This is a genomic window from Bradyrhizobium sp. UFLA06-24 (assembly GCF_054967145.1).
Genome location: NZ_JADFUE010000055.1, coordinates 24,142 through 41,839 on the forward strand (window position 1 = coordinate 24,142; position 17,698 = coordinate 41,839).

The window sequence follows — 17,698 nt, forward strand, 5'->3', positions numbered from 1 at the left end:
CGCCGACCTACAGGGATGGAAGCAAAACCGGGACATCAGCGAACCGCGAACTCAAATAGCAAGGATGGTCGACGTCGCTCGTTCTGCCCCTATAAGGCGATTGATCTCGGCTATCAGTCCTTCGCATTTGTGCAGGCCCATCGGTCATGGGGCTCGCGCAAGTCATTAAATCTGGAAAGCCGATTTGGGGAGCCGCAAGGACTGGCGCGTATGACGAACACGGCTCATAGAAGTGGAATGCTACGGGTCCAGCCTTCTCGAGGTTCTCTTGCTCGGTCAGTGCAAGCAAGTCGAGGAGCGGACCGCCCCCATGGTGTCCATCAACGGCGCTGTCACGAATCGAGCTTAGGAAGCGCTATGGGACAAGTTTTACACGGCTGCACCACCACGACGGAGGCAGTCCGTCGAGCAATACAAAATAGTCAAGAGAGCCTGAGAGCCCTCGCCAAGCGCTAGGGGATCAACCAGAAGACTGTCGCGAAATCGAAGCAGCGCGGGACTGTCACCGATCTAACGACGGGCCCCAAGGAAGCCAAGTCGACTGTCCTTTCCATTGAGGAGGAGGCGATTATCGTTTCATCAACGCCTACAACTACGCGCGGAGGCTAAAGACCCTGAAGGGCCTCACGCCTTACGAATACATCTGCAAATCCTGGAATTCCCAGCCAGAATGATTCAAACTCAATCCGCTCCAGAAAATGCCAGGACTCAACACCTAGACCTGTGTCTGGCGAGAGGCGAGCGCCTGTCCCCGCTGTCTATGCCCAAGGATGAACCGTCACGTGGTGTCGGCTCTCACGGCCGGTGAGCAACCCCCGAAAAAGCTCCGTTTGGCCGGGAGCCGATCGGATTCTGCTCACCAACACAGACCTTCATATGCCGTGCGCTTTGGATTTACCGAGCATCTCTGCCCTCCCCGAAAGGCGACGCTCCACAGAACATCACCAGTTGCGCTGCGCCCGGAGCAGCAAGGTCAGTGTGCCCTGATCCTTCAGCTCGTATAGAGCGATCGGCTTGGCGATGGTTGATTGCAGCGGCAGTGTTACCACACTGCCGGTCGCGTACTTCTGATCGAGCATCGTGTAAGCTAGGTCGGCCGAGAAGGTTAAATTCTTGATCGGCGTCCAGCGTGTGATGAGGCCAAGGGCTCCGTAGTTGAAATCCGGGTTACAGCCCGCAAGGCCGCTGGATAGCGAGAGGCCTGCAACAAAGGCTCCGCAGATATAGGCTTTGGCCGTATGGTTGTATCGAACAGCTGCCCAGCCGCCATAGATCCCGGTATTCCAATATGCATTCCAATTGTGGGTGTAACCAGCTCGGAAGCCGTAAGTCGTGGTCAACTCATGTTTAGTGCCGGCCACAAAGACAGAATCAGACAGACCGGCAAGACCCAGGCTTTGATAGGCGCCGGCCATAGCTGTGCCGCCGTACATCGCGTAGGTGGTCGCCATATTCTCGTTGAAGTCGTAGCGGCTCGCACCCTTAGTATACACGCCAGACATGTTGATTGTGTCACCTGGCCCGGTCGGGATGTTCTTGATCGAGAGGGCCAACTGAGCGGCCCACCCCCATTTGTCAGCGGGATGGCCGGTCGTTTCGTCGGCACCGTTGTAAGCAGCATGGTTGTCATGTGCCGCAACGGACGCCTGGAACAGTCCCCAGGCCTGATCCACGCGCAGCATGGCAATGAAGTCTGGGGCGGCCGCACCGCCGATGTCGTTGCCACCATACGCACCCGTCGCGAGCCCAGCTGAGGTCGCAGCGGTCACGTTCCAGACGCTAGTTGTGGCATGAGCGACTTGATCCTGAGCCGAGAAAGACGCGGTAATGCCTTGGCCGAAATCTGCTGTATAAGTGAACTGGTTGACGCCTGTGACCCATCCGGTGCCGCCTGGCAGATCATCGTAATTGTTCGCGGGATAGTTCGTCCAAGGCACCGAGAACTGCGAGATCGCCTTTCCCACGGTGAACCCGGCGAACTGAATGAAGGCTGAGTAGACGCCGAGGGTACCGGCGGCGATGCCACCTGGGCTGGCGTTGTTTGGCCCCTGAACACCGCCGATCGACGCGTAAACGGTCGCACCCGTTCCGGCGCCGCTGTAGGTTCCATCCGTCCAGGTTAGCCCTGTCTCGAAGAAAGTGCGAAGCGTGCCATATTCGGTCGCCGTTCGTGTATCGATATTCAGATCTCCGCGGGAGCGCGACGTATAGGCATTACTGAGGCGCGTTCGGGCGCCCGCCACTCCATTGTAAGCCGGATCGAAATCACTGTTGCTATTCACGACCAAGTCAGTGCGCAGGTAACCGCCGAGTTTGACGCAGGTGTCCGTGCCTGGAATGTAATAGAAGCCAGCGCCATATAACGAGCAGACCTTCACGTACGCGACCGTTTTGTCCCTCAGCGGCAGGTCCGCCGCTTGTGTGCCGCTCCACTCCGCCAATCCTGCGGCAAAGCTGAGAATACCTAACGCAGTCCTGTAGTTAGAATGAGAATACTTACGCCCGAACGTCATTGCCTCTCTCCTTGCCAGCCTTTGTGGCCCGCCCAAGTAGCGTCGGGGAACAACCGTTCGGTGACACGCATCGAATAATGCGATCGAACCCTCCAATTCGATGATGCTTATAGGTAGCTTATAATCAGTGGTTTGATGGCCATCCAAATGGCTGCCTTTGCGGATGGTCGCCGAAAGAACGTCTCAAGGACTGACTGTGCGAACCGCGTGCGCGCCTGGTATGGCAGCGGCGCCGAGAAACAGTCCGATCTGCTCCAACCGCCCAGCGAAATCAGGATTCGAAGCTCCGGGCTCTGCTGCTTCAATTCGGCGAGCTCGGCGAATTGCCACTGATGGAATTAAGGCGCAGTTCTGTCGCAGCAGTCGATATGATCGCCGTATCGACGCTCAGCCGACAGGGCTGATCGTATCGGCGGCGCGATCCAAAGCGGGGACGGGCCCTTCTTGAGGACGGACGTTCTAGGAAGGACCTGAGTCCGGGGTCTCATTCGGCTTATGCACCTAGCTGGCGCCAGCCGAAGCCGGAAAATCGATGATCCTGTCCGCGTTTAAGGTGTCCTTCCAGGGGGGCGCGCAGTGCAACGAAGGCAGCACCCACGGCGGACGATTTCCACAACGCAACACCAGTATTTCGCCGCATTCGAGGAAGGATCTCTTTAGTCAATCAATAGAGACCGGCGAAACGGCTAGAGGAGAGGAGACCGGGACAAAGCGAAGTTTTTCGCATCAATCGCCACGTCCGCCGTTGCGACACCAACATCCTGCGGACCAAAAATCGGCCATGCGCCGCTTTTGACCGTCAGCACGCTATGGCTACGCATTACCGCGACTCTCCCATTGCTAGAACTGATAGGAGAACCCGGTTCGCAATTCAGGTACCCTACACCAGCTGTGCTTGGCACGACCTAACCGCATTAGCCTATGCGGCCGCCACGAAGATGATCCTTGATGTCATTCCATCATGCGCAGTATAAGTCGCCTGGTGAGCCCCGTTCGCGTGACTCCGCCCCACGGATTGTTCTCGTTGGCCGAGATCGGGCCGGTAACTGGGTCGCCTGCGAACGACGGGGCGCGTTTGGCGGCTTCTTTATCAGCCGCACCCAAGCTCTGAGATATGCTCTCTTCGAGAACGGCGGCCATCCGGAGTGCATCATCGAGGTAACGCGTGCAATTGAACTCGATTTTCGGACGCCACAGCCCGAACAGTAGGACGCTCCGCGGCGTCATGCGCTCCGCTACGGGCGAACTCGTATAGTATTATCAGAAGAGCTTTCAGGACGGCCCCGATGCTTTGCTCTCGAACCCTTCCGCACATCACCACGGTGTTGAGCTAAAGCGCAGATCGGCTTCGCCGGCTCAACTCCCGACCCGGAGATCCCGCTTTTCTCTTAGTGTCACCTACCATTTCGGGCAATTGATCGAAATGACAGAAGCACATCATTTGTCGAGCGATGAACGTTGATCTATCGCCGCGCGGCAGTCTGCACGGGCGCCTGGCCGGCGTGGTCTCGCCTTCTGCATCAGCACCTATTCGCACCGAACGCAAACAACCCAATCGCTGATCTTTCGGCGATCAACTGCCACGGCTTTTGACCTTCTTCCATAGCCTGTAGCCGCCGACGCGAACAGCTTCACGACATGAGCCTCATGGTACGGCAGGCCGACGGGCAGCATTGATCACTTAGCTGTCAGCTCATGTTTTACGATCCGACTTACTATTGATGCCGAGAGCTCTTCAACTTTGATTCAATTGAACCGACGTACACGCGTGATTTGACTAGCGCTCAGGATTCGTGTGCTTGTCTTTGCTCCTGTACCGGAGCAACTCACGATAACCGCCCCGCATGAGGCGCAGCCCGATCTTACAGGCGAATGAACCGGCTGCGCAGATTGTGTGTTTTCCCGCCTCGGTCGGGAATGCGAGCCTTACCAAAACGCCCTTCCGCGATGTTGCGATAGCTGTTGCCTTCAAGCCACCCATCCACTGCTCGCACAGCGAGAATGTGCCGGTGTCGCGTTCCGATTGATCGAGCAAGAGAACACGATCCAACGGAACGCTGTTCGAGTGCCAACCAGAAACGATGTGCAGCTTGTAGACGGATGGCGAAGTTGCGGTCGAGCGGCAAGTCGAACACGATCATTGTTCCACTCGGCGGGAGTTCTGTTAGCCAAAGCCGATGCTTCGCTCCACCGAGTGGCACGACAGCATGCCATCCGGCCGGTGCTTCACGCGACTCGCTGCCTGTCAGGTCGGCGAAATCAAGGTCACACGGCTTAGACACCATCGAGCCGACCGCCGTGCGGACGATCAGCACGCTCGACGGCGCCTCAGGCGACCAGAAAACAGCCTGTTTTTCGAAAGTCTTTTCCGGATCAGCCGGAAAACGTCAGTCCCCAGTTACGCCGGAAGTGGTCCGTCGTGCTGGACCGTTTGCTCCTGTGCAGAGTCCTGAAGTCTTTTTGATACTCGTGGTCGCGGCGTAGCCACTCCCACGCTATGTCGGCCGCTTCTGCCTGCTTGACTTCGTATTATGCGCTCTCTGATCTTCAGTCGGCACCTGACATAGTACTATTTCCCCGCATGTTCCGAATGCACGTGCAAAAGAAACTGCGCGGTCGTGACGATTTATGGCTGCACAGCCACAACCGTTCAAGATTGATGCGTTTTGGCGATGGAACAATCAACTTTAGCGATTTGAAAAGGACCCACCTCGGCTTCGGAACTGTCACTCTTCCTTCTCGGCAATTCGGTGCGGGCGATCTCGATTACTTCGGCGTGCCCTACCAACAGGCTGGTGGTGCGCGAATACGAGGAAATGAGGCATTGGCCGTGCCTCGCGCACCAGGCGATCCCCAACTGTCCGCGAACCGACACTGGGCATTCTTGCTTTCGTTTCCGCCCAACCGAGCTCCGGACTGGTATGGCTCCCCTAAGCCTCAGTCCGAGGTTAATCGGTTATGCCGAAGCGTAAACTGGGACGGAATGCTAGTCGACCAGGCGCCAGCGACGCCTGCGACGATTCTTGATCACTGCTTCCAGCTCGTGATGGGCGCCCTTGTGCCTCGATAACCGCCCGATCGACGGATGATGGCTTTAACACGCCCGCTCACGGATGACACCGAAGCACACATCTGGTCACCAGCGAAGGGCGGCCTGGATTGGATTTGATGCTGCGTATCCGAATGTGTAACCAGCAAGACCATCGTGGCAGGCGCCGCGGCAAAGCATTGGTCCAGGACGCGCAAGTGACACTATTGCGCACACATGCAGCGGCGGAACATGCCCCCTCCGTCTCAGCCAAGTTCCTGCGGATTTGACGCAACGATCTAGGGTCCAGTCAACTACCAAACCTCGCAATTGATTCACATGACAGATGGATGTCATCTTCACTGCACGAACGTCGGCCGATCAAGCGAGGAATTTGGCATGCAAGATCAATCCCAATCAGTTCTCGCCAATCGTCCAGATCATTCCGCTGATTCTTCAGTTGCAGAAATGTTGCGGGCCGAGGTCTGCTCCAGCAGCCAACTCTCGTTCCTTATGGAAGCACATGACGGCCTCTCCGCCGCGATCGCCGAGCGCGCGGGCTTCAAAGGGCTCTGGGCATCTGGTCTGTCGATCGCGTGCTCGCTCGGTTACCGTGACGCGAACGAAGCGTCCTGGAGCCAACTCGCCGACGTAGTCGAGCGGATCGTGGACTCGAGCCGACTGCCTGTCCTCGTCGACGGTGATGGAGGCTTCGGTAACTTCAACAATGCTCGTCTGCTGGCACGCAAACTCCATCAACGGGGTGCAGCCGGTGTCGCGCTGGAGGACAGCTGCTTTCCCAAGATGAATTCGTTTGTTGGCGATCGACATCCGCTCGCCGAAGTCAACGAATTCTCCGGCCGTCTGCGCGCGGTGAAGGATGCATTGGCCGAAGACTTCGTTCTTGTGGCCCGCATCGAGGCACTGATTGGTGGTAAAGGGATGGACCAGGCCATTATGCGCGCTCACGCTTACGCGGACGCCGGAGCCGACGCGATCCTCATTCACTCGCGAAGGAATGCCGCAGATGAGATCGTTGCGTTCGCACGCGCTTGGCAGAACAAGTTGCCTCTCGTGATCGTTCCCACGAAATATTATCGAACACCAGCCTCTGTGTATCGCGAAGCTCGCATCTCCACAGTGATCTGGGCCAATCACTCGATGCGAGCGGCAATGGCAGCAATGGGGCAAGTCTGTCGTCGTATTATGACCGAGGAAAACACTGCGAGCATTGAGCCTGGTATCGCGACCCTTGATGAGGTCTTTGAATTGCTAAGATATGACGAATTGGCACGAGCGGAAGCTCGATATCTGCCTGGGCAGCGATGCGGGGCTTTTCATTCAGACGGCGGCATCGATTTTGTAGGGGGCTGACATGAAAGGTTCGCCTCGCAGCGCCAATCGTGACATGCCGGGTTAAAGGAGAGCGCACATGCTGGCGGAGCGAACAGCCCTGTTCAAACACTCGGACAGAGCTGCGGCATGGACCGCGGCCAAAGCGGCTATCTTGAGCGCCGAGCAGATCATCGATCTGACCGCTGAAGAGATCCGGAGTGATCTACCGCCGATGGTGCGCGAGGGCACCATCATCGCGATCAATCGCAGTATCAACCGCGACACTGAGACAGGCGCCCCGACGGAGCTCCGAGAGGCGATCGCTCGCAGAATTTCCTCCGAGACTGGTCAACCCTGGTCAATGGATGAAGTCGCAGTTACGAACGGCTCCAGCCACGCTCTCTTCAGCGCAGCTATGGTGCTTCTGAATCCGAAAGATGAGGTGCTCATCCCCGTTCCGCATTGGACTTCTTTCCCCGCGCAGGTTCTCTTGGCAGGCGGAGTTCCGATTTTCATCGAGACCAGGGACAACAATTACGTGCCGAAGCCTTCAGATCTCGCTGCGGCAGTTACGTCAAGGACTAAAGCGATCGTTGTCAACACCCCGAACAATCCGACAGGCACGATTTACGACCGCGAAACTCTTACTGAAATTGCGCAGCTTGCGGCTGAGCGGGATCTCTGGATTGTGTTCGATGAATGCTATGGGGCTTTCGCCCATGCTCCACACACCCATCATCCGATTGTGTCGGTCGCTCCTGCGGCGCGTCGTCGCACGCTAATCGTTAATTCGTTCTCCAAATCCCTCGCCCTGAGCGGCTGGCAGATTGGTTATCTCGCCGGCCCCAAATGCGTTATAAGCGCCGCGCTGGCGCTACAACGCGATACGGCCTGCAACCCAGATGTTCTTTCCCAACATGCACTGCTCCATCATTTGGATTCGGGTGATGACGTCTTCCAACAAAAACTTCAACGTCAGGTCAGCGAGGCGCGAACGCTTGGGCTCTCGGTTCTTTCGACCCTGAAGTCGATCCCGCAACCTGCAGCTCAAGGCGGATTCCACTTCTATCTAGATATCAAAGGGTGGCGGCAAAGCACCAAGGGACCAGGCCCCGAATTCAACGCCGATGACGTCGTTGACGTATTGCTGATGGACGCTGGTGTCGCGGCAGCTTCGGGCACGATCTTTGGCGATTCAGACGGGGTCCGGCTCTCCTATGGAATTGACCTTGGCTCGCTCGACAAGGGCTTGCGGCGTTTGTCCGCAACTCTAAACACGTGGCATTGAAGTCCTGGTGGGTTCGGCATGCTTAGCGTTGCGGAAGGTTAGCACTATGGCTGAAGTTCCTTGCCGCGCTATCGTGCTTGCAGCCGGCCTCGGCTCGCGCCTGCGGCCGCTGACGGATCTGCGGCCAAAACCACTGGTCGAGGTTAACGGCATGCCGATCCTGCACAACGCCCTGCGGAATCTGGAGGCCATCGGCGTCGGTGAGGTGACGGTTGTCGTGGGCTACCGCAAGGACGCCATCCAGTATGCCTGCGGCAGCCGCTTCGGCGGGGTTGAGATCAACTATGTCGAATCGACGGTTTTCGATCGCACCGGGAGCGCTTATTCCCTGTGGTTGGCGCGTGAGGTACTGCTTTCGGGAGACTGCCTCCTCCTCGAGGGAGACGTTTTCTTCGAGCAAGATGCATTGCGCCGCCTGAGCGGTCCAGCGAGCGATGTGGCAGCAGTAGCTCCCTTCGAAAAATCGATGGAAGGGTCTGCAGCTCTTTTGTCTGATGACGGCTTCATCACAGCTTTCCGCATGAAGCAAACGGCGGCCAACATCATCACAGCCGGCCCGCAGCTTTTCAAAACTATGAACCTGCTACGATTTTCAGGCTCGACCCTCAAGGCAACGATCGTTCCAGCACTGGACGATGTTATCGGGTCCGGAGCCAGGCAGGCCTACACCGAGGAGCTTCTTGGCTATTTGGTGGAGAGGCGTGGCCTGCAGCTTGCAGCCGCGCGATGCGATGGTCTCAGGTGGTGCGAAATCGATACCGCCGAAGATCTGCATCTCGCAGAGCGCATTTTCTCACGAGCGCATGCCGCTCGCCAATCGTATGACCAACGGGATCAGTGAGGTGCCAATGCTAAGATACCTTTTGGATCCCGCAAATGCCATCACTGCGTGGGGCTTGTTTTTCTTCCGCTAGTCTATTCCTCGCTCTATCCGGAGAGCTTGAGCTATCAGTGGCAGTGGCTCTTTGGGCTGTCCTGGCAGATCACATCGACGGAATCGTGGCCAACCGGACGCCGAACCGTGACCCGGACGCTGCAAAAATGGGCAAGAGCCTGGACGGGTTCGGGGACATTATCTATGGAGCCGTCTTGCCCACGGCAATTGTGATTCAGCTCAGCCACGCCTCCATTCTTTCCCTTGCGACGGCCACTGCTCTGCTCGTGGCGGGGGCCATCAGGCTTAGCTATTTTGCAAATTTCGGCCGATCATCCGACGGGCGCTTCTTGGGTGTGCCTTTGTCGTACGACGTGCCGCTACTGGCTCTCTTGTTCCTTTTACAACCGTTCATTGGAGCCGAACTATTTGAGTGGTTCGTCAACGTCTGTTTCCTGCTGCTTGCCGCCGCCCACGTGGCGTCTATTCGCGTGCCGTCACCCAGCCCGGCAATGTATGCGGCAATCAGCATCTTCGTCGTGGTGTCTTCGGCCGCCTTAGTCATGGGCAGATTGTCGAGCCACGTGTAGGCGGGCATGATCCGAGCAGCTGGTAGGGTTCCTGGCCGGACGACCTGCTATATTCGGGTCCGTAGCCGCTTGCCTGAACGTTGTACCTCTCTGAGCTCCGAAACAGCTCGGCATCACGTACTTGGTCGTGAGATACTTATTGTCGGGGCGTTCATCGTACCTGCATCGAGGTGGCTGGCATGACCATCCGGCCTGAACTCTTGCAGCGACCCGATCTGCGTCAACGAGAGCACGAGCGAGGCTGGATCTTTCGGGAAATCGGCGTCGAGCCGTTCATTCAATGCACCGGTGTGCGCACATTATTTGGAGCAAGCAATCCGAGTGAAGAAGTCACGCGGCTGCAGAGGCTTTCGTCGATATGGTTGAATTGGCTGAGGCTGCAGGTCGACGGCTCGCTGAACTCACGGGCGCCGAATGGGGTGTGATTACCGCCGGCACTGCGGCGACACTGGCGCTAGCCACAGCGGCGTGCATCGCCGGAAACAATCCTGAATTGATGTTGCGATTGCCGGAAACATCGGTGCTACCCAACAAGGAATTGATCCCCTCTGACCAACGGTTCTCCTATGAACAGGCAATCCGTATCGCAGGCGGCGAGATTGTGAGTGTTGCCACTGTAGAACGGCTTGCAGAGGCATTGGACGGAAGCGCCGCGATGATCTGCCTGCTCGGCCGCATGGATTCAGCGTCCGTTTTGCCATTGAGCGCAGCCGTCCCTCTCGCGCGATTTCCTCACGTTCAGCCAATGAAAGGTAGCGCCCGGAGAGAGGCTTGCCCGAAGATCTAAACATCGCTGGTGGCATGCCGCCTGCCTTTCGGAACAATCTGCTTCCGACAGGTTGCGATAGTCCGGCCTCAAGCGCAGCATCTTCGCTGCTCTGCCCTGTGGCAATCGCCTTCCAAAATCTATTCTGTTCATCGCGTCCCGTCGCAGACGGCCGGCCTGGCGATGGCGATGGCGCCCGTCCTGACCGCGGCGAACGTCGACTTACAACTTTCATCGCAACCTCCAACTTCTTGGTGTTGCGACGACCGCTTGAATCCGCCCAATACGTCTCGATCAAATATACCGAGCGCCTGGCTGAAGCAGGCGTGGAGCCCTCCGTCGGCAGCGTTGGAGATTCCTATGACAATGCTCTCGCCGAAACCATCAACGGCCTCTACAAGGCCGAGGTGATCCATCGGCGTGGGCCATGGCGCAGCTTCGAGGCTGTCGAGTTCACCACCCTGGAATGGTCGATTGGTTCAACAACCGAAGGCTCCTGGAGCCCATCGGCAACATACCGCCGGCCGAAGCCGAGCAACGCTGCTACGCCATGCTGGAACAACCCGACATGGCGGCATAACTTAAACCAAACGGCCTCCGGCAAACCCGGAGCGGTTCAGTTGATCATCAGCCGACCGGCATTCCACTTCCAGGCTTCGACATGGCAGCTCGAACGTGGCTCTATGATCCCCTGGATTTCTTCTTCCAACCTGGGCGAAATTCAGGTTTATCACCCTGATGCACTGCGCTTTCTCTTTGTTCTTGCGAGGTCGTCTTCGGAGAGCATTTTCGTGCCGATGATTCCCGCGCTCGTCAATTGCGCGATTTCGGCATCCGACAGTCCCAAAAGTCCCGATAGTATCTCTCTGTTATGTTCCCCGAGCGTCGGCGCCGCTGCTCGGATCGGATACGGTCTTTCTCCTTCGCGAATTGGCATCGAGGGCTGCGGGTGCAACCCAACGAAGGCGCGTTCCACTTCCTGCATAAACGCGCGCGAGCGGAGATGTCGATCTTTGAGTAGGTCAATCGGCAGGCGGGCAACGCCGGCAGCTACATTTGCTGCTTGCAACTCAGCCATAGCCTGATCTGCATCGCGGGTCGACGTCCATGCTTCGATGCTAGCCTCAATCACATCTTCGATGTCGCGTCGCGCTTCCGCGGACATCAGTGAAGCGTCTATGGCCCAGTCAGGTCGACCAATGACTACGGCAAGGTTCCGCCACATATCTGCGCTGGTCACAGCGATCATGATCCAGTTATCTTCACCCGCACATCGGAAGCAGCCATGTGGTACGAATTGCGGATGTCGATTGCCATACTTTCGAGGTGGCTTACGACTAGTCGATTGGACAATGATCCATGGCGCCGCGAACGGCATCATGCACTCGATCTGCGCAAGATCAATGAACTGGCCTTCTCCATTTGTACGGGCGTGAACCAGTGCAACCAGAACAGCAGCGCAGCCATTCAATCCCCCGACGGCATCGCCAAAGGCGATGTGGCTCATCACTGGGGGGCCGTCTGACTTTCCCACCACCCTCGGCAAGCCAGAGCCCTGTTCGAGCGTAGAGCCGTAAGCCCGGCAATTGCGATGAGCGCTGTTGGCCCCGAAGCCAGACATTGACATCATGACGAGCCGAGGGTTGAGCGTTCTAAGCACGTCATAGCCAAGCCCGAGCTTGGGCAATACGTCGACCGAATAGTTATCGACAACGATATCGGCTCCCGCCAAGAGCCGCTTGGCGAGAGCGCATCCTTCGCTCCGCGTCAGGTCGAGTGTGATACCGCGCTTGTTGCGATTCATCACACAGAACACCGGCGCCTTTTCGTACATGTGCGCGTCGACATAAACAGATCTTCGGTCAACGCCGCGCCACCAGTCCGGATACTGGATGGCTTCGATCTTGATCACGTCCGCTCCGAGGTCAGCCAGAATACGTGTACACAGTGGCCCCGCCCACCCCATCGAGAAGTCGATGACACGAATCCCCTGCAAAGGCAGCGTGTCGGACCCGCTGGGACCGACCAGCGCCGAGGCCATGCGGCTCAACCGCTTGCAGGAGGAAGGTGTATCCTGCTGTTCGCCACAAGCCGGCACCCTTCCCCCTCGGCGGGGCGGCGTCAACGTCAAGCGTTGCATCGATCCGGGCGCAAGAGCCTCCTCTCGGCCAAACAGGATCGGCACGATTGCGCCCCGCTTTCTCTTCTCCGGGTCCTCAAGCAGATCCGCTATTTCCGGTACCGGAACGATGGGAATTTTCCGCTTCAGTCCCTCCGCAAACCAGTCCTGCGCTGTCCTCGTTCTTAGGAGTGGAACAAATTGTCGTTCAAGCCGCTCCACGTGGCGCAGACGATCAGCGCTGTGTGCCAGCCCCAAATCGTCACCCAATTCGGAGAGGCCGAGCATGTCGCAAAACGCTCGCCATTGCGCTGGCGTACCTGTCGTAACCCCCAGTAAACCGTTCTTGGTTTCGTAAATTCCGGCCGGAAAGGTGGGCCAAAAGCGATTGTTGCCAATCCGGCGCATCATGTCGCCGGTCAAAACCTGCTCGAACATGACATAGTCGCAAAGCGCGACGCTTGATTCGAGGATACTGAGCGACCACGACCGCCCTGATCCGCGCTGCATTCGCGCAAACGCCGAAGAAGCCGCGGCGATGAAGCCCCAGAGACCGGCCAGAATGCCCGTCTGGAAATCCGGCGCGTGCGATGGCGGGCCTTCGGCCGGGCCGACTAGCTTAACAAGACCTGCCAGCGCTCGGACAGTCGAATCGGTTGCTGCGTAGCCGGCATAAGGCCCTTTGCCGCCGAACCAGCTCGCGCTGAGGTAGATCAAACCTGGGCAGCGCTGCCGGATGCCAACCACGTCAATTGGGGGGCAACCGGCAGGATCGACATCTCGGCCATCCACCAGAATGTCGCAGTCTTCGATCAACGCGGTCAACCGTTCTGTCGCGTCCAACTCATTTGCATCAATGATGATGCTTGACTTATTGAAATTCAGAAATGCGAACCACGCGCTATGACCGCCGGGCGTAAATGGCGCACTATTGCGAAGGGGGTCTCCTGCTGGGGGCTCAAGTTTCTGCACATCTGCGCCGAAATCCGCCAACAACCGTCCACAATAGCTGGTTGCGGCTGAGCTCCCAATCTCGAGGACACGAAAATCCGACAACACGCCCATGGCGGCTCCCATGCTACCCGAGACGCCGAAACTGCAGAGATCGCGGTCCCGGAATTTATCTCTTTGACCTACAATGGCGCGTCTCGAGGGCCCCTATACAGGGGCTTTTGTGCTGGTACCCATGGTCTCGCGGAGACGATCGCAGCGACACCGCGCCGTAGCTAGGAGTATTCCCACAACGTTCGGTTCGCATGATCGTGCTCAAGAGAACGGAGGCAAGTTCCAGCTGTCTAGAAGAAACACCGACTTAACGCTCGGAGACCACATGCTCGAGAACGTCGCGTGGTCCTCGCCAAAGCAAACTAGTCTGCACGACCTGGATGTGCAGCTACCAAGTCGAATAGGCAGGGCCTGAGATGTGCGCAGTCCTTTGGGAGACGCTGCCTCCTCTGGCCCGCTTATCTACATCGTCTGAGAACTGGCGGCCTCTCATCCTAAGAGATTTCACGTCACTTTTCTCAGAGTGCGGGGATCCTTCCGAGAGGCTTTCCGCTCACCTTGATTCTCGTAGGGACTCCCACGAGGCTGAGGTCTCCTATGTTCACAGCGCGACGCAGCCGCCTGTGCGGCAATCGCTTTCAACCAAACGAATTACGAGTCATGACGGCATTGCCGATGGCATGCTATCTATCTGGCATACCTGGACCTGATGGTGCGACATTGCGCGGTTCATCGCAATCGCCCTTGGCGCAAGTTGATGACTACGCGTGGACAGGCTGACGTGATAGATTGGAACATCAACAGCTTCAGGTGGTCAGATGCAAGCCGCAGTCGATGCGCACGCATTCTCCCGTCATGCTGCTTGATTCTGGGCTAGCGAGGAAACAGACGAGATGTGCTACATCTTCTGCTGTAGGCACAAGCTTGAGGGGTGAGCTCGCCCCGACGGCATCGCGCACCTCTCGGGCAGCCTTCTCGCCACGCGTTTTTGTGAACCACGGCGTGTCAATATAGTCGGGACAAATTGTGTTGACGCGAATAGAAGGTGCTAGCGCCCGTGCCAGTGGCAGTGTCATTGCATTCAGCGCGCCCTTGCTTGCCGAGTATGCGATCGATGAGCTGGGACCGCTGATAGCTGCGACCGAGGAGACGTTCACAATTGCGGCCGAGCGCTTGCTAACCTTAGCGCCAGCTTCGAGCAGCGGGCGCGCCGCACGGATCATTTGGAACGCACCGACCGTATTGACGGCATAGATGCGTTGAAACTCATCCGCCGAGAGTCCAGCGAGATCGTGATGCGGCACATGTTTCGTCGTAGCGGCATTGTTGACTAGAACGTCGAGCCGCCCCCACCTGGCCGCGGCCGCGACAATCTTACGACAATCGTCATCGCGCGAGACATCGCCCTGCACAACCAACACCTCGGCTGCGCCCGCCTTCCGGCAGGCCTCGGCGGTGGCATCGGCTTCCTTCTGGCTCTTAGAATAATTCACCACGATGCGGGCCCCGCCTCTGGCCCAGAAGGCGGCGGTCGCCGCTCCAAGTCCTGACGCAGAACCTGTTATGATCGCGCACAATGGATTCTTCGACATCAATCCTCCTTTTTCCGCGTTCAATCCGGATCTTACAGTCTAGACGCTTGGCGCCACAAAAAGCCGTCAACCTACACAGCTCTATCGCCAATACCAGACATTCCGGCCTGCATCCGCTGCCGAGTTTGGCTGGAGCAGCTTCTTCTCGGATCGATTCCCATCCCGGATGTGCATGGGACTGGAAAGATGAGAACCCGTTCGTCCTCCGGAAGAAGAGCTTGTGAGTACGCAGATGGCATCGCCAAGAGTTCAGTTCTGAGATGCATCTCTTCCTGTGCTACGGATGGACCTCGATCGATATTCGTCCATTACGATCTCGACCAAGGCAGGCCACCGACGGCAACATGGCTCATCATAGTTATCCAAACGGTTGATGTGTGTTGACTTGTTGAAGCCAACCGGAGCTTTTGGTCATCAAGGAGCGCCGTCGCGACCCCCTGCCCCAAGCGCGAGCGCCATGTTGCCGCTCCCGGGAAACAATGCGCAGCAGGTCGGTCACTTCTGATCTGCTGGAGTTGAAGATCGGCTTCTACCACCTGTGAGCGCGAGCTTTTCGCGAACCTGATCCGAGCTCATTACTCGTACACCGATACGTTCGAGTATTTCGACCGCGCGCTGTACGAGTTCGGCGTTGGTCGCGAGCCGCCCACGGGAGAGGTAAAGGTTGTCCTCTAACCCTACCCGTACATTTGCGCCAAAGAACGGCGCCAATGCTGCGTACGGGAACTGCATTCGTCCAATCGAAAAGGCAGAGTAAATAGCGCGCGGCGGCAGGCGGTTTACCATCGCCATCAATGTGATCGGATCGCTTGGCGCTCCATAAGGAATTCCCATGCACAGCTGGATCATTGGCGGATCGTCAATCAAGCCATCTTTGATCAACTCCGCGACTAACACGAGATCTCCAGTGTCAAACACCTCGAGCTCAGGGCGCACTCCAATCTTCTGTAGGTGTGCCGCCATCTTACGTACTGTCGCGGGCGTATTAACTACGATCAACTCGTCGCGAGTGCCGTAGTTTAAGGTGCCGCAATCCAAGGTGCAGATCTCGGGGCGCAACTCTTCGATGTGCACCAAACGCTCGAGCGCGCCCGCCATGTCCGTACCGGCCGTTGGCGGCAGCGGAGACTCCGGCCCACCCAGCACGAGACCGCATCCCATCCCCGTAGTCAGGTTGATCACCGGGTTCACATTCGACATTCGAATGCGCCGCACCACTTCTCGATACAGCAGCGGATCACGCGAACCTTGCCCAGTCTCGGGATCGCGCACGTGGATATGCACCACAGCCGCCCCGGCCCGAGCCGCAGCGATTGCAGAGTCAGCGATCTGCTCCGGGGTTATGGGCACATTCGTGGTGTCCGGTTTTCCTCCGCCGCCCGTGAGAGCGCAGGTGATAAACACCTCGGAATTCATGCATCTTCTCCCTTTCAAAGGCTGACCTGTCACGGCCAGGTACCAATGTCTGGACCGCTAGCCGCAGCTCGTGACTTCAGGACTCAGGTCGCAGTCATCGGAGGTCCGAAACCTTGGGCCCCGCCCATCATCCAGCAAGCCTCATGCCACTCACGGAATACGGCGCGTGCGCGTCATAGGCCGTTACGCCTTGATAGCGCGGCACGCATCATCGTTGTCTGTGCGCGGAGCACGATTGGCCGGCTGAATCGCCCTCGGCTGAGGCTCTCGCCCTGAGTAGCGCGCAGCGAGACAAGAGGACGCTAAGATGCATATTTGGCGAAAACCACCAATCAGCCAGTTCAAAATCTTCGAGGCTGTTCCCGCCCGTCGATGGCAGGCTCAAATGCTACAATGTAGGAGGCGAATTGTATGTACGCCCCCACTCGGGCATTACGCTTTTTCTCGCTCGTCTCGGTCTCACCCTGAACTATTTGAGAGCCGCACATAATCCTAGCTGACGAGCTTTGCTCGGAAGCCAGGCGCCTGAGACATGCTCGAAAAACAAAGCAGCCTAGCTCGCGACGCGGGGGGTGATACTCCCGGCAGCTCTTCCATGAAGCGCGCGTGAATCAGCATACGTGCGGCCCCCTTTGTCTGAAGGACGACAATTGCGAACGCCAAGCTAGACTCTCCAAACCGTGTGCGAGAGCGACAGTGCGGCCGCTAGCATCTCGTTTGTTGCAACTTCGACGTCCAGATCCCGCTGTTGGTCTCATTCAGCAACTGGCAATCGCAAGAAATCGATCGATACTCTGGGTCTCATCCACGGCGCTGCTGACCTTGCCCCACGGGCTTAATCCAGTTTGAAGTTCGCTCTGGTCCACGACAAGGACCAGAGCATGAAGCGCAGCCGCTTTTCGGACGAGCAGATCATCGGGATTTTGAAGGAGCATGAGGCCGGCGTGTCGGTCGCCGATCTGTGCCGCAAGCATGGCGTCAGCGACGCCAGCATCTACAAATGGAAGGCCAAGTTCGGTGGCATGGAGGTGTCGGAGGCCAAGCGGCTAAAGACGCTGGAGGACGAGAACACGCGACTGAAACGGCTGCTGGCCGACTCCATGCTGGACAATGCGGCGTTGAAGGACCTCTTGGGAAAGAAGTGGTGACGCCCGCGGCCAAGCGGAAGGCTG

10 protein-coding genes and 7 pseudogenes are annotated in these 17,698 nt (G+C 57.7%); 9 read left to right on the plus strand and 8 right to left on the minus strand.

Annotated elements, in window-relative coordinates; genetic code table 11:
• Positions 1–357 precede the first annotated feature (357 nt).
• Both IF809_RS30185 and IF809_RS30190 read left to right on the plus strand, forming a co-directional pair.
• Positions 358–579, plus strand: a pseudogene (locus IF809_RS30185) (IS481 family transposase); the annotation flags it as partial.
• Positions 576–674 (plus strand): annotated as a pseudogene (locus tag IF809_RS30190) (IS3 family transposase); the annotation flags it as partial. The pseudogenes IF809_RS30185 and IF809_RS30190, both read left to right, overlap by 4 nt.
• A 267-nt stretch (positions 675–941) precedes the next feature.
• Here IF809_RS30190 and IF809_RS30195 read toward each other — a convergent pair.
• The 4 genes and pseudogenes from IF809_RS30195 to IF809_RS30210 form a co-directional block, all read right to left on the minus strand.
• Entirely contained in the window at positions 942–2,513 is a 1,572-nt protein-coding gene (locus tag IF809_RS30195; protein ID WP_370115734.1) for a porin, read from the minus strand.
• A 107-nt stretch (positions 2,514–2,620) separates the two neighbouring features.
• A pseudogene (locus tag IF809_RS30200) lies at positions 2,621–2,827 on the minus strand (hypothetical protein); the annotation flags it as partial.
• Between the two features lie 1,548 nt (positions 2,828–4,375).
• A complete protein-coding gene (locus IF809_RS30205) occupies positions 4,376–4,828 on the minus strand; it encodes a DUF2285 domain-containing protein (protein WP_441258783.1) in 453 nt (150 codons plus the stop codon).
• Between the two features lie 58 nt (positions 4,829–4,886).
• Positions 4,887–5,024: pseudogene (locus IF809_RS30210) on the minus strand (transcriptional regulator domain-containing protein); the annotation flags it as partial.
• A gap of 985 nt (positions 5,025–6,009) precedes the next feature.
• On the opposite strand from IF809_RS30210, the gene aepX reads away from it, so the two are divergent.
• The 5 genes from aepX to IF809_RS30235 all read left to right on the plus strand — a co-directional run bounded on the left by aepX (position 6,010) and on the right by IF809_RS30235 (position 10,053).
• Complete coding sequence (gene aepX / locus IF809_RS30215; RefSeq protein ID WP_370123673.1) at positions 6,010–6,915, plus strand: phosphoenolpyruvate mutase; 906 nt, start codon at positions 6,010–6,012, stop codon at positions 6,913–6,915.
• A 58-nt stretch (positions 6,916–6,973) separates the two neighbouring features.
• A complete protein-coding gene (locus IF809_RS30220; RefSeq protein ID WP_370115740.1) occupies positions 6,974–8,164 on the plus strand; it encodes a pyridoxal phosphate-dependent aminotransferase in 1,191 nt (396 codons plus the stop codon).
• 46 nt (positions 8,165–8,210) lie between these two features.
• Complete coding sequence (locus IF809_RS30225; protein ID WP_441258782.1) at positions 8,211–9,005, plus strand: phosphocholine cytidylyltransferase family protein; 795 nt, start codon at positions 8,211–8,213, stop codon at positions 9,003–9,005.
• Between the two features lie 110 nt (positions 9,006–9,115).
• Complete coding sequence (locus IF809_RS30230; RefSeq protein ID WP_370115743.1) at positions 9,116–9,628, plus strand: hypothetical protein; 513 nt, start codon at positions 9,116–9,118, stop codon at positions 9,626–9,628.
• Between the two features lie 179 nt (positions 9,629–9,807).
• Positions 9,808–10,053 (plus strand): hypothetical protein, encoded by a 246-nt coding sequence (locus IF809_RS30235; RefSeq protein ID WP_441258781.1) that lies wholly within the window; start codon positions 9,808–9,810, stop codon positions 10,051–10,053.
• A 228-nt stretch (positions 10,054–10,281) separates the two neighbouring features.
• Here the strand turns inward: IF809_RS30235 and IF809_RS30240 are convergent.
• Positions 10,282–10,629, minus strand: a pseudogene (locus IF809_RS30240) (IS30 family transposase); the annotation flags it as partial.
• Between the two features lie 43 nt (positions 10,630–10,672).
• Here IF809_RS30240 and IF809_RS30245 point away from each other — a divergent pair.
• Positions 10,673–10,974, plus strand: a pseudogene (locus tag IF809_RS30245) (integrase core domain-containing protein); the annotation flags it as partial.
• A gap of 150 nt (positions 10,975–11,124) precedes the next feature.
• Here the strand turns inward: IF809_RS30245 and IF809_RS30250 are convergent.
• The 3 genes from IF809_RS30250 to IF809_RS30260 form a co-directional block, all read right to left on the minus strand.
• Complete coding sequence (locus IF809_RS30250; RefSeq protein ID WP_441258780.1) at positions 11,125–13,578, minus strand: CaiB/BaiF CoA-transferase family protein; 2,454 nt, start codon at positions 13,576–13,578, stop codon at positions 11,125–11,127.
• A gap of 746 nt (positions 13,579–14,324) precedes the next feature.
• Positions 14,325–15,110 (minus strand): SDR family NAD(P)-dependent oxidoreductase, encoded by a 786-nt coding sequence (locus IF809_RS30255; RefSeq protein WP_370115749.1) that lies wholly within the window; start codon positions 15,108–15,110, stop codon positions 14,325–14,327.
• A gap of 495 nt (positions 15,111–15,605) precedes the next feature.
• Entirely contained in the window at positions 15,606–16,526 is a 921-nt protein-coding gene (locus IF809_RS30260; RefSeq protein ID WP_049803137.1) for a beta-keto acid cleavage family enzyme, read from the minus strand.
• An 881-nt stretch (positions 16,527–17,407) separates the two neighbouring features.
• Between IF809_RS30260 and IF809_RS30265 the strand changes: the two are divergent.
• Positions 17,408–17,698 (plus strand): annotated as a pseudogene (locus IF809_RS30265) (transposase); the annotation flags it as partial.

Bases quoted from the DNA above. Each gene is read 5' to 3' on its own strand.
- IF809_RS30260 (WP_049803137.1), bottom strand. From the start codon at position 16,526: ATGAATTCCGAGGTGTTTATCACCTGCGCTCTCACGGGCGGCGGAGGA.
- IF809_RS30225 (WP_441258782.1), top strand. From the start codon at position 8,211: ATGGCTGAAGTTCCTTGCCGCGCTATCGTGCTTGCAGCCGGCCTCGGC.
- IF809_RS30235 (WP_441258781.1), top strand. From the start codon at position 9,808: ATGACCATCCGGCCTGAACTCTTGCAGCGACCCGATCTGCGTCAACGA.
- aepX (WP_370123673.1), top strand. From the start codon at position 6,010: ATGTTGCGGGCCGAGGTCTGCTCCAGCAGCCAACTCTCGTTCCTTATG.
- IF809_RS30255 (WP_370115749.1), bottom strand. From the start codon at position 15,110: ATGTCGAAGAATCCATTGTGCGCGATCATAACAGGTTCTGCGTCAGGA.
- IF809_RS30195 (WP_370115734.1), bottom strand. From the start codon at position 2,513: ATGACGTTCGGGCGTAAGTATTCTCATTCTAACTACAGGACTGCGTTA.
- IF809_RS30220 (WP_370115740.1), top strand. From the start codon at position 6,974: ATGCTGGCGGAGCGAACAGCCCTGTTCAAACACTCGGACAGAGCTGCG.
- IF809_RS30250 (WP_441258780.1), bottom strand. From the start codon at position 13,578: ATGGGCGTGTTGTCGGATTTTCGTGTCCTCGAGATTGGGAGCTCAGCC.